We start from the raw sequence: 20,339 nt of genomic DNA on the forward strand, positions 1-20,339 counted from the left end.
TCGGGGACATGGCCTCATTCTGTCTTTCTCCCAAGGGAGAAAGGACCCTGCCCAGATGCCGCAGCTACCTCGTGGATGTGTGAAACGGTCCAGCAGTTCTCACACCGTCCGGCGTGTGGCGCGTTCGGTGCGGGGCGGGGCCGGGGCCTTGAAGACGAGGGCGACGCCGACGGCCGTGACGATGACGCCCGCGATGCCGGTGGGGCCAAGGGTTTCGCCGAACATCAGGTAGGCGATGAGCGCGGTGCTGGGCGGGACGAGGTAGAAGAGGCTGGCGGTGCGCGAGGCCTCGCCCTGGCGGATCAGCAGCATGAGCAGGCTGATCGCGCCGATGGAGAGCACCAACGTCAACCACGACAGGGCGAAGACAAACTCGCCCGTCCACTCGATCCGCATGGTTTCCGTCAGCCATGCGCCCGCGCCCGTCGCCACCCCGGCGGCGACGTACTGGATGACGGTGCTGGCGCGCAGGTCCAGGTCGGCGGCGAAGCGCTTCTGGTAGATCGTCCCGGCCGTGATGCCGGCGAGCGCCGCCACCGCGCACAGCACCGCGCCGGGGCCGAAGCCCTGGAACGCCAGGAGCGCGCCCGGATCGGCGCTCATCTTGCTGGTCAGCACCGTGACCACGCCGGCCAGGCCGAGCACGAAGCCCAAAGCCTGCCGCTTCGTCACGCGCTCGCCCAGGATCGGGCCGACCACCACGGCCGTCACCAGCGGCTGCAGCGCCACGATCAGCGCCGCCACGCCCGCCGGCAACCCGCGGTCGATCGCCGAGAACACCCCGCCCAGGTAGGTCGCGTGCACCAGCAGCCCCACGACCGCCACGTGGCCCGTCTGCTTCAGCCCGCGCGGCCATTTGGCGCCCGTCAGCAGCGCCACCGGCAGCAGGATGGCCGTGACGATGACGAAGCGCGTGGCCAGGAAGGTCAGGGGCTCGACGTAGGGCAGGCCGTACTTGGCGCCGATGAAGCCGGTGCTCCACAGGAAGACGAAGAGCAGCGGCATGGCGCGGACGAAGAGCGGGTGCATGCGCCCGGCATAGCGGCATGCGGCGGTGCCGTGAAGCCCCCGTTGTGCGGTGCAGGGACGGGCGGAGATGACTCGGCGGGCGCGCGGCGGCAGGATCGCGGGCCGTTGTCCGCCGCAAGGGAAGGCCAGCCATGCCGCGCGAGACCGATCCGCCCATCCTGCGCGCCAAGCACCCGGATCAACCGTCGCAGTTCACCGCCGACGGCCTGCTGCGCGAGGCGCGGCGGCAGAAGGGTGTGCCGGATGCGCCGATCCCGCGCGTGTGCGTGCTCGACCCCGACGGCGACGTGGTGCGGCGGCTGCGCGCCGAGGGGCGTGCCGAACCGGAGCCGGCGTGGGCCTGCTACCACAGCGAGATGGACCGCTTCACGCTGGCGGGCGAGCCGTGTGGCATCGTCGGCTGCGCCGTGGGCGCGCCCTACGCCGTCCTGGTGGCGGAGCAGATGGCGGCTTCAGGGTGCGAGCTGGTGCTGAGCGTGACCTCGGCGGGGCAGCTCTCGGCCGTGCAGGACCCGCCGTACCACGTCCTCATCGACCGGGCGCTGCGGGACGAAGGCACGAGCTACCACTACCTGCCGGCGGACGCGGAAAGCGCGGCCGATCCCGCGCTCGTGGAGATGGCGGGCGGCGCGCTGGCGGAGATGGCGCCCCCGGTGCTGCGCGGCGCGACCTGGACCACGGACGCGCCCTTCCGCGAAACCGAGCCCGCGATCGCGGCGGCGCAGGCGCGCGGCGTCATGGCCGTGGAGATGGAGGCGGCGGGCCTCTACGCCTTCGCGCGGGCGACGGGGACGCCCGTGCTCTGCTTCGCCCACGTCACCAACCAGATGGCCCAGGTCGAGGGCGACTTCGAGAAGGGCGAGGCCGAGGGCACCAGCGCGACGCTGAACCTGCTGGCGCGCGTGGTGGCCGCGTGGGCGCGGGCGCGACAGCGGTGAATGCGGCGGTGGTGGTGCGGCGGCGCCGCCTCACGTGATCGGCGTGGGCTGAGCCGCGTTCCCGGGTGCCGGTGCGGATTGCGACTGTCCCCAAGACAGACGCAAACATCGCGTTTCTCGGGCGTCCGTCAGCCTGACTGCCGCGATTAAACGAGCTTTCGTTTATTAGACGTTGAGGAGCAGGTGCTCGCGTTCCCAGGAGGAGATGACGCGCTGGTAGGCGTCCAGCTCGGCGTCCTTCACGGCGGCGACGGTGCCGACGAAGTCCTCGCCGAGGACGCGCTTGAGGCCGCGCGAGCGGGCGAAGCGGTCGAGCGCGTCGTAGAGCGTGCGCGGCAGGGTGTGGGCGAGGCGGTAGCCGCTGCCCTCGACGGGCTTGGTGGGCTCCAGGGCTTCCACCATGCCCAGGTAGCCGCAGGCCAGCGAGGCGGCGATGGCGAGGTAGGGGTTGGAGTCCGCCCCGGCGCAGCGGTTTTCCACGCGCCGCGCATCGGCGCCGGAGACGGGCACGCGGAAGCCGACCGTGCGGTTGTCGCGCCCCCAGTGGGTGTTGATGGGGGCGTCGGAGTGCTTCATCAGCCGGCGGTAGGAGTTCACGTTGGGCGCGAACAGCGGCATCACCGCCGGCAGGTACTTCTGCAGCCCGGCGATGTGGGAGAGGAAGAGCTCGCTGTCGGTGCCCTCGGCGTCGGCGAAGAGGTTCTCGCCGGTTTCCGCGCTCGCCACCGACTGGTGGATGTGCATCGAGCTGCCGGGCTCGCGCTCCATGGGCTTGGCCATGAAGGTGGCGTAGACGTTGTGGCGCAGCGCGGTTTCGCGGACGGTGCGCTTGAACAGGAAGGTCTGGTCCGCGAGTTCCAGCGGGTCGCCGTGGTTGAAGTTCATCTCCATCTGGGCGGCGCCGGACTCGTGGGTCAGGGTGTCGATGTCGATGCCCTGGGCCTCGCAGAAGTCGTAGACTTCCTCGAACAGCGGGTCGAATTCGTTGACGGCGTCGACGCCGTAGGACTGCCGGGCGGTTTCGCGCCGGCCGGAACGGCCGATGGGCGGCTCCAGCGGGTAGTCCGGGTCGGTGTTCGTCTCCACCAGGAAGAATTCGAGTTCCGGGGCGATGACCGGGCGCCAGCCGTTCGCCTGGAACTGCCGCAGCACGCGCTTCAGCGTCTGGCGCGGCGCGATTTCCACGGGCGTGCCGTCGAAGTAGTAGGTGTCGCAGATGACCTGGGCCGTGGGGTCCGCGTACCACGGCACGGTGCGCATCGTGGACACGTCCGGTCGCATGTAGACGTCGATGGCCGCCGGCGAGGTGACGGGATCGTTGCTGGCGTAGTCGCCGTTGACCGTCTGGATGAAGATCTGCTCGGGGATGCGCAGGCCGTGCTCGCGCATGCCCTTGAGGAACTTTTCCGCCGGCAGGATCTTGCCGCGCGCGATCCCGGCCATGTCGGGGACGAGGCACTCGACCTCGTCGATGTTGTGGCGCTTGAGGAACTCGGCGGCCGTTTCCAGCTCCGCCGATGAGACGTCGCCGCTGTCGTCGGTCATGCTGACTCGCTGTGCGCGATCGGAGCAAGCGCACGATAGGGCCGGGGTCGGCGACAGGCAAGCGGGGGCGCTTTTCGGCGGCGCACGCGTCTGGCACATACCGGCGGGTTCCAGCTTCGGGGTGCCACGGTGACGGACGCCATCGACCGCCTGACCTCCTACTACGCCGCCACCGCGAACGCCGCGCCCGAGCGCACCACGCTGGACGGCGAGGCGCGGGCGGACGTGTGCGTCGTCGGCGGCGGCTTCACCGGGATCTCGGCGGCGCTGAACCTGGCCGAGCGCGGGTATGATGTCGTGGTGCTGGAGGCCGAGCGCGTCGGCTGGGGCGCGTCGGGGCGCAACGGCGGGCAGGCGGGGTCGGCCTACGCCGCCGACATGAGCGCCATCCGCCGCTGGGTGGGCGAAGAGGACGCAAAGCGGCTATGGGCGATTGCGGAAGAGTCCAAGGCCATCATCCGCGAGCGCGTCGCCCGCCACGGCATCCAGTGCGACCTGCGCGACGGCCAGTTCCACGCCGCCAACAAGCCGCGCCACCTGCGCGACCTGCGCCAGATGCAGGCGGACTGGGCCCAAACCTACGGCTACACCGACACCGAGCTGGTGGACCGCGACGGCCTCGGCCGCCACGTCGCGACGGACGCTTACGTGGGCGGGCTGTACGATTCCGGCAGCCTGCACCTGCACCCGCTGAATTACTGCCTGGGGCTGGCGCGGGCGGCGGAGGAAGCCGGCGCGCGGATCTTCGAGGGAAGCCGCGTCGAAAGCCTGACGTACGGCGAGCCGGCGGTCGTCCACACCACGGACGGCTGCGTGCGTGCCGACCATGTGATCCTGTGCGCCAACGCCTATCTGGGCGAGCTGGTGCCGGCCGTTCGGCGGGCAATCATGCCGGTAGGCACCTACATGGGCGCCACGCCGCCGCTGGGGCGCGAGCGGGCGCTGGCGCTGCTGCCGTCCAACGCGGGCGTGACGGACAGCAATTTCGTGCTCGACTACTTCCGCCTGTCCGCCGACTGGCGGCTGCTGTACGGCGGGCGGGTGAGCTATTCCACCATCCCGCCGCGCGACCTGGCGGCCAGCCTGGGCGCGCGCATGCGCCACGTGTTTCCGTCGCTTTCGGACGTGGGCTTCGAGTACACCTGGGGCGGCTACGTCGCCATCACCGCGGAGCGCACGCCGGACCTCGGGCGGGTGACGGGCAACGTGCTGTGCTGCCAGGGCTTTTCGGGGCACGGCGTGGCCCTGACGGGCGTCGCGGGCAAGCTGGCGGCCGAGGCCGTCGCCGGACAGGCCGAGCGCTTCGACGTCATGGCGCGCCTGCCGCACACGCCGTTTCCGGGCGGGCGGCGCCTGCGCACGCCGCTGCTGGTTGCGGCGATGGCGTATTACCGCCTGCGCGACCTGCTGCCCTGAGTGGCGGCACCCAGCGTTTCGCCCGTTCGCGGTTTCGGGCACACTGGACGTACAGGGCCGTGCGTCCGCCGGCGCGTTGGAGGTGGACGGCGCATGTGCTACACGATCGCACCACCGGGCGTGAACCGGCGACCGGGGTGAAAGGCCACGGAGGAACAGTGCGCGCGCTTGCCGGGGTTCTTTGTGCGGTTGCGGTGTGCGTCATCGGCCTCCGCCCGGCCCCCGTGCGTGCGCAGCCCCTGGTCGCCGATCTGTCCGAACATCTTCTCGCCATCACCACCGGCTTCACCGGGGCTCGCGTGCTGCTGTTCGGCGCCGTTGAGGAGCCGGGCGAGGTGGTGGTGGTCGTGCGGGGGCCGTCGGACACGGTCACGATGCGCCGGAAATCCCGCGTGGCCGGGATCTGGATGAACACCTCGAAGGTGACCTTCCCCGGCGTGCCCACTTTCTACGCGGTGAGCACCAGTGGCCCGCTGCACCAGATCACCACGCCGGCCGTGCGCTCGCGCAACCGCATCGGCGTGTCGCAGCTGGACCTGCGGCCGAAGGAACGCGATCTGGCGGGGCCGGAGCTGGTGGCGTGGCAGGAAGGGCTGATCCGCGCCAAGCAGCGCAAGGGGCATTACGCGCGCGAAGCGGGCCGCGTCGTCTTCCTGGGGCGGACGCTCTTCCGCACGGAGCTCTTCTTTCCCGCCACCGTGCCCACGGGGCACTATCAGGTCGAGGTCTACCTGCTGGACGAGGGCGAGGTGGTGAGCGCGCAGACCACGCCCCTGATCGTCAGCAAGGCGGGGCTGGAGGCCGAGATCTTCCAGTTCGCCCACAATCGGGGCGCGCTCTACGGCATCCTGGCGGTGATGGTCGCGGCGCTGGCGGGGTGGCTGGCCTCGGTCATCTTCCGGCGCGACTGACGACCGCCGCTTACCAGTGCAGCCATTTGCGGGCGGAGGTACGGCACATCTCCGCCAGTGTCTCGCGGTCCAGCCGCGACGGCCGGCGGCGGCGCACCCGGCTGGGGGAGGTCAGCGTCACGCGGACGTGGCGCGGGCGATGCTTCTTGCCGTGGAAGGCCGGAAAGGCGAAGGCGACCTTGTGGAACACCTCCGCCTGGACCTTGAACCAGAAGCCGGAGCTGTCGTCGGCGGGGACGATGAGCGTCACCTCGCCGTCGTGGTGTTCGATCGTGGGGTCGTAGCCGGCCGCGGCCAGTTCCTCGCGCACCGTCTGCAAGGCCGGTTCGGCCACGGTGCGCATGAACGTGGCGGCGCGCTGCTTGGCTTCCGCTTCGCTGAGATCGGGCTCCGGCAACACCAGGCCGCTGACCCGGTCCCAGAGGTCGCTCACGACGGACATGACTTCACTCCCCCGCGGGGTTGTGCGCATGCGATGCGGTGTGGCCGGGCTCCGCGCCGTGGGCCTCGTGCGGCCGGGCGCGCGCCGGCGCCAGGGCGCTGACGTGGTCGGTTTCCGGGGCGCTGTCGGCGCGCAGGCCGCGCCACAGGCTCACCATCATCAGCACCAGGACGAAGGAGAACGGCAGCGCCGTCGTCAGCGCCGCGGTCTGCAGCGCCTGCAAGCCCCCCGCGACGAGCAGCGTGGCCGCGACCGCGCCCTCCGTCAGCGCCCAGAAGAGCCGCTGGCCGAGCGGCGCGTCCGGGTCGCCGCCGGAGGTCAGGATGTCGATGATGAGCGAGCCAGAGTCCGAGGAGGTCACGAAGTAGCCCATGATCACCACCGTCGCCAGCACCTGGCTGATGGGCGTCAGCGGCAGGCGGTCCAGAAAGGCGTAGAGGGCGCCGGGCACGCTGTCGTTCACCGCCGCCACCATGCCGCCCGTGCCGAAGAGTTCCACGTGCAGCGCCGCGTTGCCGAACACCGCCATCCACACGAAGGTCAGCATCGTCGGCACCAGGAGCACGCCGGTGATGAATCCGCCCACTGTGCGCCCGCGCGAGACGCGCGCGATGAACATGCCCACAAAGGGCGACCAGGAAATCCACCAGCCCCAGTAGAAGAGCGTCCAGTCGCGCTGCCAGGCGATGCCGTGGAAGGCGTCGGTGCGCAGCGTCAGGCCGACCAGATCCTCCAGGTAGGCGCCGATCTCGCCCACCAGGGCGCGGGCGATGAAGAAGGTCGGGCCGATCAGGAGCACGAAGCCGAGCAGGATCAGGCCGGCCATCAGGTTGAAGCGCGAGAGCAGGCGGATGCCTTTGTTCAGCCCGCTCATCACCGAAACCGTCGCCACGGCCGTGATCCCGGCGATCAGCAGGAGCTGGTTGACGATGTCCTCGGCAACCAGCCCCAGCGCCGCCAGGCCGGCGTTCACCTGCATCACGCCCAGGCCGAGCGAGGTGGAGATGCCGAACATCGTCCCGAATACGGCCAGGACGTCCACGAGGTCGCCGTAGATGCCGTAGATGCGCTCGCCCAGGACGGGGTAGAAGGCCGAGCGGATCGTCAGCGGCAGGTCGTGGCGGTAGGAGAAGAACGCCAGCGCCATGCCGACGACGATGTAGATGGCCCAGGCGTGCAGGCCCCAGTGGAAGAAGGTCAGGCGCATCGCCTCCAGCGCCGCGTCGGCGGTGCCGCCGGGGGTGTGCGGCGGGTTGCTGTAATGCAGCACGGGTTCGGCGACGCCGTAGAACAGCAGGCCGATGCCCATGCCCGCGCTGAACAGCATGGCGAACCAGGAGAAGTAGGTGTACTCGGGCCGCGAGTCCGCCGGGCCGAGACGCAGGCGCCGGAACTTGGGCACCGCGAGCACGGCCAGCACGAATACCAGCAGCGCGCCCACGACGAGGCTGTAGATCCAGCCGAGCTTGGTGACGATCGTGGCCTGGATCGCGTCCACGGCCTGCGCGGTGGCTCCCGTGAAGATCGTGCCGAAGGCGACGAAGGCGACGATGAGGCCGGCGGAGACGAAGAAGACGAAAGGGTTTACGCGGAACCCGTAGCCGCGCCACTGCTTCATCTCGTGCATGCGGGCATGCTCCGGGAGCGCTCTGCGGACGGTCGTGGCTGTGTCGGCTTGGCGGGGATCAGATCCCCAGCACCTCCTGCGGCGGGGTATAGCGCGCGTCCAGGCTTTCGGCCACCGGCCGGTTGGTCACCTTACCGTCCGCGACGTTCAGCCCGGCCATGAGGTGCGGGTCGTCGTGCAGGGCCTGTCGGTAGCCCTTGTCGGCCAGCGCCAGGACGAAACGCATCGTCGCGTTGGTGAGCGCGAAGGTGGAGGTGCGCGCCACCGCGCCCGGCATGTTGGTGACGCAGTAGTGCACCACGCCCTCGTCCACGTAGGTCGGCTCGGCGTGCGTGGTGGGGCGCGAGGTCTCGAAGCAGCCGCCCTGGTCGATGGCGACGTCCACCATCACCGAGCCGGGGCGCATGGCCCGCACCATCTCGCGCGAGACCAGCTTGGGCGCGGTGGCCCCGGGCAGCAGCACGCAGCCGATCACCAGATCGGCGTTCGCCACCGCCTTTTCGATGTGGTCGACCGTGGAGTAGAGCGTGTCCAGCTCGCGGCCGAAGGCGATGTCCAGCTCGTTCAAGCGGTCGATGTTCTTGTCCACCACGAACACCTTCGCCTGCATGCCCATCGCCATGCGCGCGGCGTTCATCCCGGCCACGCCGCCGCCCAGCACGACCACGTTGGCGGGCAGGACGCCGGGAACCCCGCCCAGCAGGATGCCGCTGCCGCCGCGCTCCTTTTCCAGGCAGTGGGCGCCCACCTGCACCGCCATGCGCCCCGCCACCTCGCTCATCGGCGCGAGCAGGGGCAGGCGCCCGTGCGCGTCGGTGACCGTCTCGTAGGCGATGGCGGTGCAGCCACTGTCGCGCAGGCCCTGCGTCAACGCGGGCTCGGCGGCGAGGTGGAGGTAGGTGAACAGCAGGTGGTCGGGCCGCAGGCGGGCGACCTCCGCCGGCTGCGGCTCCTTCACCTTCACGATCATCTCGGCGTTGGCGAAGACGGCGTCCGCGTCCGCTACGATCTCGCCGCCGGCGGCCTGATACTCGCCGTCGTTCAGGCCGATGCCCGCGCCGGCGCCGCTTTCCACGTAGACGGTGTGGCCGTGGTGGACCAGCTCGCGCACCCCGGCGGGCACGAGGCCGACACGGTACTCGTGGACCTTCGTCTCCTTGGGCACACCGATGCGCATGACGCGCTCCTCCCGGTTCCGGGTCAGGCGATCTCGTCCAGCGTCTCGCGGATCGTCGCCGTGATCGTCTCCAGATGATGCCGCTCGGCGATCAGGGGCGGCGACAGCTCGATGGTGTCGCCGGCGAGGCGCACCAGGACGCCCTTGTCGAAGCAGCGCGCGAACAGCTCGTAGCCCAGTTCGCCGGGCCGGCCCGGCCAGGGCTTCAGGTCGATCGCCGCCATCATGCCCAGGTTGCGCACGTCGCTCACCCTGGGGTGATCGTCGAAGGCGTGGACCAACTCCTCCAGCACGGGCGCCATCGCGGCGGCGCGGGCGAAGAGGTCCTCTTCCTTGTAGACCTCCAGCGTTGCCAGCGCGGCGGCGCATGCCAGCGGGTGGCCGCCGAAGGTGTAGCCGTGGAAGAACTCGATCGTGCCGCCCTGGCGCTCGGCGTCGGCCATGAGGGCGTCGTAGATGCCCTGGCGGCAGAGCACCGCGCCCATGGGCACGGCGGCGTTGCTGATCCCCTTGGCGAGCGTGATGAGGTCCGGCGTCACGCCGAAGTGCTCGGCGGCGAAGCTGCTGCCAAGCCGCCCGAAGCCGGTGATGACCTCGTCGAAGATCAGCAGGATGCCGTGCTTGTCGCAGATCTCGCGCAGGCGCTGCAGGTAGCCCTTCGGCGGCACCAGCACGCCGGTCGAGCCCGCCACCGGCTCCACGATCACGGCGGCGATCGTCTCCGGCCCGTGCAGCGCGCACAGCCGCTCCAGGTCGTCGGCGAGGTGCGCGCCCCACTCGGGCTGGCCGCGCGAGAACGCCTGGTGCTCGAGGTCGTGGGTGTGGGGCAGGTGGTCGACGTCGGGCAGCTGCGTGAAGGTGCGGCGGTTGTTGACGATGCCGCCCACCGAGATGCCGCCGAAGTTGACGCCGTGGTAGCCGCGCTCGCGCCCGATCAGGCGGCGGCGCTGCGGCTCGCCGTTGGCGCGGTGGTAGGCCAGCGCGATCTTGAGCGCGCTGTCCACGGATTCCGAGCCGGAGTTGGTGAAAAAGGCGTGGTCGAACGCGCCGTGCGGCGCCATCGCCGTCAACTGGTTGGCGAGCTGGAACGCCGCCGGGTGGCTGTACTGGAAGGAAGCGGCGTAATCCATCTCCGCCGCGGCCTGTTGGATCGCCGTGGTGATGCGCTCGCGGTTGTGGCCCGCGTTCACGCACCACAGCCCGGCCATGGAGTCCAGTACGGCGCCGCCCTCGGGCGTGCGGTAGTGCATGCCGTCCGCGCCGGCGACCAGCTTGGGGGCCTGCTTGAACCGCCGGTTCCAGGTGAAGGGCATCCAGTAGGGTTCGAGCGTGTTGGGCGCGGCGTGAACACCGCCCCCCTCGTTTGCACCGTGCATGTCGTCCGCGCCGTGCATGCGTCCTCCTTGGCCGGGCCCGTTCCTAACCTGGGATGTTCGCTCTCAAGACTACCGCGCGCACGATAGCACGGGGCCGGTGCCCGACAACCCCGCGGGCGGCGGCGCCCGCCGGGCGGCTGCTGTTTACGGCGTTTACGCTGTAAAGGCTTAAGAACACGTAAACGACAACGCACTTCAGGGCGCCGAAGTTCCAAAAAAATAAGATTTCTCAGATTTTTAGATCCTTTCTCATTGTTGGCATCCATTTTGCTTTCAAGGGCCTGACGCCGCGCCGCGACAGTCGGAAAGCGCCCAGCGCACCGACCGGGCGGCGCGGTCGCACGGCGGGGGTTGGTGAGCCCGCCACACCGCAGGCAAAGCAAAACGGAGCCTAGTGCCATGCAGTATCGCAGTCTTCTTCTGGCCGGTGTCGCGGCCTTCGCGCTCGGCGTAACCGGGCCCATGGCGGCAAATGCCGAGGTTAACGGGCCCTTTCCGCCGCCGTTCGGCGGTCAGGGCGACGAGAACATCGTCCGCGACAACGCCAAGAACGCCAACAACAGCGGCAACGGCAACGACGCCAACAGCGGCCGCGACAACGTCGGCCTGACCAACAGCCAGAACGTTGAGACGGACAGCAGCACCAGTCTGCGCAACAGCCGCAACAACAACGGCAACAACCGCGGGAACACGGACGTCGACCGTGCCAACGGGAACAACCGCGGGAACACGGAGAACGTGGGCAACACCGCGGATTCCAACAACCGCGCGAACGGGAACAATCGCGGGAACACGGATATCGACCGCGCGAACGGGAACAATCGCGGGAACACGGATATCGACCGCGCGAACGGCGACAATCGCGGCAACACCGAGAACGTCGGCAACACCACCAATTCCAACAACAACAACGGCGACGACCGCAACAACCGCATTTCCGGCAACAACAACACCGACGGCAACCGCTCCAACGACGGGCACGAGAACAACCACCTGGAGAACTACAAGTCGTCGGGCAGCGCCAATGTCGTCGGCAACAGCAACAGCCTGAACCTGTCCGGCATGACCAACGTGAAGATGGTCAACGAGACGGACCTTCAGCAGACCAACGGCGGGCTGAGCCTCTACGTCGGCGGCACCGGCGGCGACGGCGGCTACGCCTCGCAGTCCGCCGGGAACAAGGCCTACAACGACGGCGAGGGCGGTGACGCCAGCAACGACATCAAGGGCGATGTCTCGTCCAAGGCCGAAAGCGAGACCGATCTGGAGCAGGACGCCGGCGACGGCGACTACGGCGAGGCCAGCGCCGACGCGACCGGCGGCAACAAGATCAAGGACGGCAACGAGGGCGACGCGTCCGGCAAGCAGTACACCCAGTCGGGCAGCAAGTCGGCCAGCTACACCAAGGGTGGGCAGGATCCGAACTCCACCGCCCGGTCCAACGGCAACGCGGACAGCGATTCCACGGCCCACAACCAAAGCCCGACCACCTCGACCGCCAACGCCAACGGGAACGCCACTGGCGGCAGCAACGACACAGCGAACGCGCGCGGGGGCGGCAACCGTGATCGGGCCAGTGCCAACGACACGGCGACCGGCCGTGGCGGCGGCGCGACCGCCAGCCCCGGTGGCAACGGCAACGCCAAGAGCGGGTCCGGCGCGGATTCCAGTCCCGGTTCTGACTCCGTCGCGCGCGCCGACCAGGGCGTGAACGGCGGCTCCAACTCGGCCCCGTCCAACGCCCAGGCGGACGCGGATTCCGACGTCAACGCCGATCAAAGCCAGTCCGGCGGCAACGCCAGCAGCGGCGACGGCACGGCCGGTGTCGGCGGCGACGGCGGCAGCAACAGCGGCTTCGCCAGTGCCGGGTCGGGTGCGGGCGACACCAACGCCAGTGCCAGCGGCAACGGCGGCGACGGCAGTGCCAGCAACCGGCAAACCGCCAGCAATGCCAGCAACGGTGGTGCCAACGGCGGCGACCAGACCAGCGTCCTGCGCTCCGGCAGCGTCAGCTCGATCAGCATGAGCAACCTGCGCGGCGTGCAGGCCCAGAACGTCAACACCGGCGTGGGCAACAACATGACGCAGAGCGTCAACATCAACGCCCACACCTCCTTCAACAACACGCCGGGCCAGTAACCGCGGCGACCCATCGGTGGACCGGCGGGGCGTTTCCGGCCCCGCCGGCTTTCCGCCGAACCAGATCAAAGGAGGACGTGCGGGATGATTCGTGTGGCGTTATGGGCCTGGGCGCTGGCCGTCGGAACGGGGCTCGCCGCCGCGTCCGGTCCGGTCCAGGCAGGCGACGCGGACAGCACCTTCGCCGGGCTGACCGAGATGAAGACCGGCGAAATGGCGGCCTCGACGGGGCGCGCCGACAGCGGTCCCATCGCGCTCGACCAGCGCAACCTCACCGACCAGCTCGGTCAGAACCTCAACAACGAGAAAGTCAACATCGGCGGTGTGTCGGTCAGCGGCAGCATCGGGGACACGACCATCGACAACACGCGCGGAACGACCTCGGTGATGTCGAACACCGGCGACTTCGTGAACATGAACTACAGCGCGAGCTACAACATCCACCTCCAGTGACGGACCGGAGACCGGACCGGGACAGCGCATGCGGGGCGCGGCAAGCATGAAGGGCAGCATAACGGCAGCCGCCATCGTGGCGTTCGGCCTCGTCGCCACTGCGCTCAACGGAGCGCAAGCGGGCGGGGTGCGGATCGTCACCGGCAGCGGGCTTTCGGTTACCAAGCAGGTCACGAGCTGGAAGGAGGCCAAGTTCAAGAACGTCGTTCCGCAGCAATACGACTACAGCTGCGGCTCGGCGGCGATCGCGACCCTCTTGACCTACCACTACGACCGGCCGACCGACGAGCGCCAGGCGTTCAAGCAGATGTTCCGCAGCGGCGACCGCGAAGCGATCCGTGAGCACGGCTTCTCGCTGCTGGACATGAAGGCCTATCTCAAGTCGCGCGGCCTGAATGCGGACGGCTTCCGCATGTCGCTGTCCCAGCTCCGCGACATCGGCGTGCCCGCGATCACGCTCGTCACCACCAAGGGCTACCGGCACTTCGTCGTGGTGAAGGGCGTTCGCGAGGACGACGTGCTGGTCGGCGACCCGGCGCTCGGGCTGAGGACGCTGACCCACGCCCGCTTCAAGGAGATCTGGAACGGCGTGACCTTCGTCGTCCGCGACGACGTGAAGCTCGCGCGCAAGCATTTCAACCGCGTCACGGAGTGGCGGCTGCGGCCCAAGACCCCGTACCAGTCCACGGTGGACCGGTACGGGCTGTCGACCTTCTCGCTGCTGCATCCGGGGCGCAACGAGTTCTAACGCCGGCCGGCCCCAGACCGGCGGCCAGGAGGATGGAATGCGTGCCATGGCAACCACGTTCGTGCGGCCTCGCGGCCGCCGACTTCCCCGCAGAACCCGGCTCGCGGCGACGGCTGTTATGGCCGCCGTCATCGCGGGGCCGGCCGCGCACGCCGCCGCGCCGGACGACGCTTTCAACGGGCTGGACCCGATGTCCCCGCGGGAGCTGTCCGGCCACCGCGCGGGCATGAAGGTGGGGGGCCTTGAATTCGAGTTCTCGGTGAACGTGACCACCACCGTGGCTGAAAACGGGCAGGAACTCGGCGGCTTGTCCACACAGATCTCGCGCGACGTGCAAGGGCAGGTGCAGAAAACGGTGTCGCAGGTGGAAAGCCAGGTGAGCGAGGTTCAGGAGTCCGTTCAGGACGCCGTTTCCGGCATCCAGGACCGGGTGAGCGAGGCAACCGGCGGCGCCGCCCAGTCGGGCGACACGGCGAGCGACGCCACGGGCGGCAGCGGCGGGACCACAACCAGCCCGACGTCGCCCACACCCGGCGCCTCCGGAACCACGAGCCCGACCACGGGCGCGAGCGGTTCCACGGATGTCGCCTCGGGCACGACGGGCGCCACCAATCCGTCGACGGACACGCCCTCGTCGCCGGGCACATCCCCCTCGACCTCGCCATCGACACCATCGACGCCGTCATCGCCGACACCGTCGACGCCCACGGCCGGCGGTTCGACGCCCGCCGGGGGCTCGGGGTCGGCGTCCGCCGGCGGCACCGGGACGGCCACGCAGCCCACCGATGTCGCCGGAACCACGCCGACCGCCGGCGAAACCGGAACGGCGCCGAGCGGAGGAACAACGCCTTCGCCCGGATCGGGCGATACTGGCGCCACCGGCACGGGCGCGGCGGGGTCGTCAGCCGGATCGGGGACGCCGACCGGCGAGCAGACCATCCAGCAGGCTGCCGCGAAGGTCGCGGAATCGCTGCCCTCCTCGCTCGAGGTCGAGGAAACCGGATCGGGGGCGGTCGCGCAGCTCGGCGACGGCAGCACGCGGATCGTGCAGAATGTCACCGACGAGCATGTCGGCGCGCTCGTCCAGAACACGGCGGACAACCGCACGATCAGCACAAACGTCGAGACGACGATCCGCGTCATGAACTTCAAGCAGCGGATGGCCGACTTCAACGTATCGCGCCAGGCGGCACGCATCGCTGACGCCGTGGCCCAGATGCGGTTGCGGTGAGCGAGCCATGCAGCCGTGGCGGCCCACCACATTCCCCGGCATCCGGCGTGCTTGCGCGGGCCTGCGTGCGCCCCGGCCGGGGGTGCTGGCGGCCGCCGTGTTCATCGGGGGGCTCGCTGTCCCCGGTCCCGCCTCCGCCGGGGACGGCGAGAGCTTGTCCCTGGCCGGCATGGAAGCCGGCCCGGAGCGCCTCACGGCGTCGGAATTGCGCGCAAGCCGGGCAGGCAGCCCGATTGCGCGGCCGGTCGCGCCCAACCTCGCGCCCGACGGGACGGCCGTGGCGGTCGTCCTCTGGGACGAACTGGGGCCGGTGAAAAGCGGCCAATCGGCGCAATCGTCCAGGCGCACCGGCAATCGCGCCTCCCTGACCGTCCGCGTCACGCGCTGACGTCCGCGCCCGCCGCGCGGGCTCGCCCGAGGCTTCGTACCCCTTTCGAGGCGAATTGACCACGGTCTCGGTGACGGGCACGCTTTTCAAAATTCGGGTGAAAAAGACTGGCCGTGCCGCGCACGCGTCGGTGGGCCGCGACGGCAGGAGCGCAAGATTGCACCAGGAGGGCTTATGATCGGGGGGACGACGGCTGCGCACACGAGTGTTGTGGCCCTGCTCGCCACGACGATCCTCACCGCACCCGCGGCGGCGCAAAGCGGCGACACCGCCAGCCGCTTGGCGTTGAACCACGAGCTGTCCTGGCGGGAGATGGTCGCACCGGGCTTCCGGGACAGCCTCGATCTGGATCCGGCGCCCGGCGACCGCCAGCTTGCCCAGGCCACCAACGGGGCCAGCCAACAGGCCGCGGGCCAGACCGGCGGTCAGTCCGGACAGGAAAAGCGGCCCGACGTGCCCACCATCCGGGAGCGCGGCGGCGTCCTGACCTCGCCCGGGGCGCTGGTCATCGAGCCGTCGGTGGAGTTCCAGAACGACAACGTCTCGCGCTTCATCGCCAACGGCGTGCAGATCATCGACACGGCTTTCCTGGGCGTCATCGAGGCGACCGAGGTGGACCGCAACGCCATCACAAGTTCCATCACCGCCCGCTACGGTGTCACCAGCCGCTTCGAGGTCGAGGTCAAGGTCCCTTTCGTCTACCGCGACGAGGAACAGACCAACACCGTCGTGGAGCAGAACTCGGAAACCGTGACGACGAGCAATCTGAGCCAAGGCGATCTGGGCGACATCGAGTTCGCCGGCCACTACCAGCTCACCTCCGGAACCGGCTTCCTGCCCGTAACGGTCGCCAACCTGCGGGTGAAGAGCACCACGGGTGAAGGCCCGTTCGAGGTCCCGCGCGACGCCAACGGCGTGGAGACGGAGCCGACCACGGGCTCGGGCTTCTGGGCGGTCGAGCCCAGCCTGACGATGCTGGTTCCCTCCGACCCCGTGGTTTTCTACGGCAACGTCGGCTACCTGTTCAATTTCGAGCGCGACGTCAACGAAACCTTCGGGAATCAGCAGGGCCAGCAGGGCGGACAAACGACGATCGGGGAGGTGGACCCCGGCGACACCGTCCGCCTGGGCTTCGGCATGGCCTTCGGCCTGAACCAGCGGACCTCGCTCTCGCTCGGCTATCAGCACGATTTCATCCGCCAGACCGACACCGAGGTCAACCAGCAGTCCCAGACGTCGGAATCGCTCCAGGTCGGCTCGCTGACCCTCGGGACGAACTACCAAGCCAGTGAGAGCACCGCGATCAACGTCAACATCCAGGCGGGCGTGACCGAGGAAGCCCCCGACGTGCGCCTGCTGGTCCGCGTGCCCATCCAGTTCCAGGTCTTCTGAACGGCCCGTCCCCTTCGGCACGGCTGCGCCGATGACCCGGCACGACTCTTGCGAGAGCCGGGCCGGGCTTAACAGAGGCTGTGTACGAGGGGGCACGTACCGGCATGAGCGAGATGCAGGACCGCAGGGGCGACCGGCACCGCGATACCGTGCTTGTCAGCCCGTACCTGTGCCAGCGGTTGCGCACGCTGGAGGAGGCGATGCGCGACCGCGAGCGGCGGCGCCAGCAAATGGGGGACGCGCATCCGGGCCCCGCGCATGCCGGTGCGCCGGGGGTTGCCCGCCGGTCGGAATCGTAAACCCCGTTTACCGGGCAGTGTTTGCCGTTGTTAACCAGACGGATTTGCGTGGCATTCGGATGATCCGCAGGAGGCGGTAGCCGCGTGGCCCGTGGGTGCAAGCCGCCTCATCCCCTCGACCGGGTTTTGGTCCGTTCGTGGCGCCCTGCTACCGCCTGTCCACCGTGGCTGGCCGCTGGCGCTTGCACCTATGATCGTTCCCATGGACGAGGCGGCAGCCGGCACGGACCGGGACGGCCGCCCCACACGCCATGGGAACCACGGCACAGGGTGGTACGCGTGACGGTTTCGCGGTCACGCCTCAAAGCGCTCGGGATGGACCGGCTGGCCGACTTGGTGCTCACCGTCGTGCACGAGCATCCGGCCGTGCTCACGACGGTGGAGGCGCACCTGGCGGCGGCAACGGCGGGGTCGGGTGCGGCAGACGCGCACGCCGCGCCGGATGGCCCGGAGGACGCCCACATGGTGGGGTCCGGGCCAGCCATGCGGCAGGTGTTCGACACCATCCGCCGCTGCGCGCGGTGCGACGCGCCGGTCCTGGTCACCGGCGAGAGCGGCACCGGCAAGGAGTTGGCCGCACTCGCCATCCATGAGCGCTCCGCAGCGGCCGAGGGCCCGTTCGTCGCCGTCAACTGCGGCGGGCTGCCGAGCGAACTGGTGTCGGCGGAGCTGTTCGGCCACGAGAAGGGGGCGTTCACCGGGGCGGTGTCGCAGCGCATCGGCCGGGTGGAGGAAGCCAACGGCGGTACCCTCTTCCTGGACGAAATCGGTGACCTGCCGCTGGATCTCCAGGCGCACCTGCTGCGGTTCCTGCAAAACGGCGTGATTCAGCGCGTGGGCGGCAACAGCAGCATTCGCGTTGACTGCCGGGTGGTCGCGGCGACCAACGTCGACCTGGAGCGCGCCGTCGCCGAGGGCCGTTTCCGCGAGGACCTCTTCTACCGCCTCGACGTGCTGCGCATCTGCATCCCCGCGCTGCGCGAGCGTCCCGAGGACATCCCGCAGCTGGCGCGCTACTTCACCGACCGCCTGGCGCGCGAGATGCAGCTGGGCGAGCGCCATCTCGCCCCGGACGCCGTAGATGCGCTGATGCAGCACACCTGGCCCGGCAACGTGCGCGAACTGATCAGCACGCTGCGCCGCGCCCTGGTCATGGCGGACGCGCAGACGCTGCACGCCGAGGACATTCAGCCGTACTGGAACGGCACCGGAAATGGCGGTGGCCGTTCGCTCGGCGCGCCCGGCCATGCGGCGGCGAGCGGCAACGGGGTCGCGGCTGGAGCTGACGGGCCACCGCCAACCGACGAAGCCGCGTGCCTGCAGGCCGCGCTCGCCGAAACCGGCGGCAACGTCACGCGCACGGCCGAGCGGCTGGGCGTTTCCCGCGTCACCGTTTACAAGCTGATGCGCCGCCACAACGTCAGCCGAGCCGGCGCCATGAACGGGTCCTGATGGGCCGGCTCAGGCGTCCGGCGGTGCTGTGTTGCCGGGCCGGCCGATGACTTCGTACAGGGCGATCGCCGCGGCGTTCGACACGTTGAGGTCGGGCAGGGGGCCGTGGGCCGGAATGCGCACCAGCTGGTCCACGCGCTCGCGTGTCAACCGGCGCAAGCCCGTGCCCTCGGCGCCCATGACCAGGCCCGTCCGCGTCTCCCCGGCTTCGGCGGGCAGATCCGCCGCCGCGTCGCCCGCCAGGCCCAGCAGGTGAAACCCGGCGTCCTGCAGCTCCGTGATCGAACGGGCGAGGTTGACCTCGCGCGGCATGGCAACGTGCTCCAGCGCGCCGGAGGCCGCCTTGGCCAGCGCGCCCGTCTCCGGCGGTGCGTTGCGCTGGGTGGTCACCACCGCCGCCGCGCCGAAGGCCGCCGCCGAACGCAGGACCGCGCCCACGTTCTGCGGGTCGGTGACGTGGTCGAGCAACACCACCGCCGCCCGCGTTTCGGCCGGCAGCCCGTCCACCACGTCGGCCAGGGCCGGTTGCGTGAGCGGGGCGACCCGCGCGGCAATGTCCTGGTGGACCGCGCCTTCGGGCAACAGGCGCGCCAGCTCGCGCCGCTCGGGGAACTCCGGGTCGGGAAGACTCAGCGCGCCGGCCGGGCGCGCATTGCCGGCGTGCGCAACCGCATCCGCCCAGCGCGTCCGGGATTCCGCCGCCAGCACGAGCCGCTCGCAGGTGCGCGCGGGGTTGGCGAGCGCGGCCAGCACGGCGTGGCCGCCGTAGAGCCACACCCGGTCGGGCGCGCCGCGGCGCTGCTTGGTCGGTGCGGACTTGCGTTTGGCCATGACAGGCGCCACGTTGTGAACGTCCGCATGCGCTGGCGCAAGCGGCGTCCCCACGCCGCCGAAGCCGCCGGATTTCGCGACACGCTCGGATCGCTGCGCTGCGTTGACACGGCCCGTCGAATCAGTCTATGCGGCGGATACCGTGTTGGGCGTCGGGAACCCGTGCCCGTGGAGGGGTACCCAAGCGGCCAAAGGGGGCGGACTGTAAATCCGCTGGCATTCGCCTTCGTGGGTTCGAATCCTACCCCCTCCACCACTTTCCCGCGTTCCTGAGACGGACTGACGACGAGCACCGACGACCAAAACGAGCGCGCACGCGGCGCGACGGCATCGGCGGGTGTAGCTCAGTGGTTAGAGCACCAGCCTTCCAAGCTGGGCGCGTGGGTTCGATTCCCATCACCCGCTCCATGCGCCGCAGCCGATGCCCGGATGCGCCGTGCGCGCCGCCAGCCCCAGTGCCCGCGACCGGGCCGTGCCGCGCACCCCGCGGCGCCGAATGTCATTCAAAGCAGGACGACCGCCATGGCGAAGTCGCAGTTTGAGAGGGACAAGCCGCACGTCAACATTGGGACGATTGGTCACGTTGACCATGGGAAGACGACGTTGACGGCGGCGATGACGCGGATTTTGTCGGAGCAGGGTAGTGCGGACTACCAGGCGTTCGACAAGATCGACAAGGCGCCGGAGGAGAAAGAGCGCGGGATCACGATTTCGACGGCGCACGTGGAGTATTCCACGGAGAACCGGCACTATGCGCACGTCGACTGTCCGGGTCACGCGGACTACGTGAAGAACATGATCACGGGCGCGGCGCAGATGGACGGCGCGATTCTTGTGGTGTCGGCCGCGGACGGTGCGATGCCGCAGACGCGCGAGCACATTTTGCTGGCGCGCCAGGTGGGTGTTCCGGCGCTGGTCGTTTATCTGAACAAGTGCGATCAGGTG

Annotated in this window: 19 protein-coding genes and 2 tRNA genes; 14 read left to right on the forward strand and 7 right to left on the reverse strand. The window is 69.7% G+C overall.

Features of this window, described 5'->3' with window-relative positions; genetic code table 11:
* Positions 1 to 99: 99 nt before the first annotated feature.
* The gene (locus tag BLQ43_RS07765; RefSeq protein ID WP_090019568.1) at positions 100 to 1,029 is read right to left on the reverse strand and encodes a DMT family transporter; all 930 of its coding nucleotides are present in this window, start codon (positions 1,027 to 1,029) and stop codon (positions 100 to 102) included.
* A 131-nt stretch (positions 1,030 to 1,160) separates the two neighbouring features.
* Here BLQ43_RS07765 and BLQ43_RS07770 point away from each other — a divergent pair, with 131 nt between their 5' ends.
* Entirely contained in the window at positions 1,161 to 1,967 is an 807-nt protein-coding gene (locus BLQ43_RS07770) for a nucleoside phosphorylase (protein ID WP_090019569.1), read from the forward strand.
* 165 nt (positions 1,968 to 2,132) lie between these two features.
* Here the strand turns inward: BLQ43_RS07770 and BLQ43_RS07775 are convergent, their stop codons facing one another.
* Positions 2,133 to 3,512, reverse strand: a complete 1,380-nt coding sequence (locus tag BLQ43_RS07775; protein ID WP_090019570.1) for a glutamine synthetase family protein — start codon at positions 3,510 to 3,512, stop codon at positions 2,133 to 2,135.
* 129 nt (positions 3,513 to 3,641) lie between these two features.
* Here BLQ43_RS07775 and BLQ43_RS07780 point away from each other — a divergent pair, with 129 nt between their 5' ends.
* Positions 3,642 to 4,928, forward strand: coding sequence for an NAD(P)/FAD-dependent oxidoreductase (locus tag BLQ43_RS07780; RefSeq protein ID WP_245659508.1), 1,287 nt, complete (start codon positions 3,642 to 3,644; stop codon positions 4,926 to 4,928).
* 224 nt (positions 4,929 to 5,152) lie between these two features.
* On the forward strand, positions 5,153 to 5,839 hold the full coding sequence (locus BLQ43_RS07785; RefSeq protein WP_218119154.1) for a TIGR02186 family protein: 687 nt from the start codon (positions 5,153 to 5,155) through the stop codon (positions 5,837 to 5,839).
* A 10-nt stretch (positions 5,840 to 5,849) separates the two neighbouring features.
* On the opposite strand, the gene BLQ43_RS07790 is transcribed toward BLQ43_RS07785, so the two are convergent.
* Genes BLQ43_RS07790 through aptA form a run of 4 tightly spaced genes read right to left on the reverse strand, consistent with a single transcriptional unit; the run spans position 5,850 to position 10,479 of the window.
* On the reverse strand, positions 5,850 to 6,281 hold the full coding sequence (locus BLQ43_RS07790; protein WP_090019572.1) for a hypothetical protein: 432 nt from the start codon (positions 6,279 to 6,281) through the stop codon (positions 5,850 to 5,852).
* A 4-nt stretch (positions 6,282 to 6,285) separates the two neighbouring features.
* Complete coding sequence (locus BLQ43_RS07795; protein WP_218119155.1) at positions 6,286 to 7,908, reverse strand: BCCT family transporter; 1,623 nt, start codon at positions 7,906 to 7,908, stop codon at positions 6,286 to 6,288.
* 58 nt (positions 7,909 to 7,966) lie between these two features.
* Positions 7,967 to 9,085: an alanine dehydrogenase gene (gene ald, locus BLQ43_RS07800; protein WP_090019573.1), complete on the reverse strand. Its 1,119-nt coding sequence runs from the start codon at positions 9,083 to 9,085 to the stop codon at positions 7,967 to 7,969.
* A 23-nt stretch (positions 9,086 to 9,108) separates the two neighbouring features.
* Positions 9,109 to 10,479 (reverse strand): omega-aminotransferase AptA, encoded by a 1,371-nt coding sequence (gene aptA / locus BLQ43_RS07805; RefSeq protein WP_437123475.1) that lies wholly within the window; start codon positions 10,477 to 10,479, stop codon positions 9,109 to 9,111.
* Between the two features lie 381 nt (positions 10,480 to 10,860).
* Between aptA and BLQ43_RS07810 the strand changes: the two genes are divergently transcribed.
* The 8 genes from BLQ43_RS07810 (at position 10,861) to BLQ43_RS07845 (ending at position 18,563) form a co-directional block, all read left to right on the forward strand.
* Positions 10,861 to 12,600 carry a hypothetical protein gene (locus BLQ43_RS07810; protein ID WP_090019574.1) on the forward strand — a complete coding sequence of 580 codons (1,740 nt, stop codon included), beginning with the start codon at positions 10,861 to 10,863 and terminating at the stop codon, positions 12,598 to 12,600.
* An 84-nt stretch (positions 12,601 to 12,684) separates the two neighbouring features.
* The gene (locus BLQ43_RS07815; protein WP_090019575.1) at positions 12,685 to 13,053 is read left to right on the forward strand and encodes a hypothetical protein; all 369 of its coding nucleotides are present in this window, start codon (positions 12,685 to 12,687) and stop codon (positions 13,051 to 13,053) included.
* 46 nt (positions 13,054 to 13,099) lie between these two features.
* Positions 13,100 to 13,801, forward strand: a complete 702-nt coding sequence (locus BLQ43_RS07820; RefSeq protein WP_090019576.1) for a C39 family peptidase — start codon at positions 13,100 to 13,102, stop codon at positions 13,799 to 13,801.
* A 118-nt stretch (positions 13,802 to 13,919) separates the two neighbouring features.
* A complete protein-coding gene (locus tag BLQ43_RS07825) occupies positions 13,920 to 15,032 on the forward strand; it encodes a hypothetical protein (protein ID WP_090019577.1) in 1,113 nt (370 codons plus the stop codon).
* A 154-nt stretch (positions 15,033 to 15,186) separates the two neighbouring features.
* A complete protein-coding gene (locus BLQ43_RS14605; RefSeq protein ID WP_176758577.1) occupies positions 15,187 to 15,420 on the forward strand; it encodes a hypothetical protein in 234 nt (77 codons plus the stop codon).
* A gap of 174 nt (positions 15,421 to 15,594) precedes the next feature.
* Positions 15,595 to 16,812: an autotransporter outer membrane beta-barrel domain-containing protein gene (locus tag BLQ43_RS07835; RefSeq protein ID WP_143006197.1), complete on the forward strand. Its 1,218-nt coding sequence runs from the start codon at positions 15,595 to 15,597 to the stop codon at positions 16,810 to 16,812.
* 104 nt (positions 16,813 to 16,916) lie between these two features.
* Entirely contained in the window at positions 16,917 to 17,111 is a 195-nt protein-coding gene (locus BLQ43_RS07840; protein ID WP_090019580.1) for a hypothetical protein, read from the forward strand.
* A 279-nt stretch (positions 17,112 to 17,390) separates the two neighbouring features.
* Positions 17,391 to 18,563, forward strand: coding sequence for a sigma-54 interaction domain-containing protein (locus tag BLQ43_RS07845; RefSeq protein WP_218119156.1), 1,173 nt, complete (start codon positions 17,391 to 17,393; stop codon positions 18,561 to 18,563).
* A gap of 9 nt (positions 18,564 to 18,572) precedes the next feature.
* Here BLQ43_RS07845 and BLQ43_RS07850 read toward each other — a convergent pair whose 3' ends face one another.
* Positions 18,573 to 19,394, reverse strand: coding sequence for a TrmH family RNA methyltransferase (locus tag BLQ43_RS07850; RefSeq protein WP_090019581.1), 822 nt, complete (start codon positions 19,392 to 19,394; stop codon positions 18,573 to 18,575).
* 170 nt (positions 19,395 to 19,564) lie between these two features.
* On the opposite strand from BLQ43_RS07850, the gene BLQ43_RS07855 reads away from it, so the two are divergent.
* From BLQ43_RS07855 to BLQ43_RS14350, 3 genes are all read left to right on the forward strand, one after another.
* Positions 19,565 to 19,650 (forward strand) — tRNA-Tyr (locus tag BLQ43_RS07855).
* 77 nt (positions 19,651 to 19,727) lie between these two features.
* Positions 19,728 to 19,802: transfer RNA gene (locus BLQ43_RS07860), tRNA-Gly, on the forward strand.
* Between the two features lie 114 nt (positions 19,803 to 19,916).
* Positions 19,917 to 20,339: GTP-binding protein (locus tag BLQ43_RS14350; protein ID WP_176758578.1), on the forward strand; the 423-nt coding region annotated here is incomplete at its 3' end.

Source organism: Limimonas halophila (genome assembly GCF_900100655.1).
Lineage (GTDB): Bacteria > Pseudomonadota > Alphaproteobacteria > Kiloniellales > Rhodovibrionaceae > Limimonas > Limimonas halophila.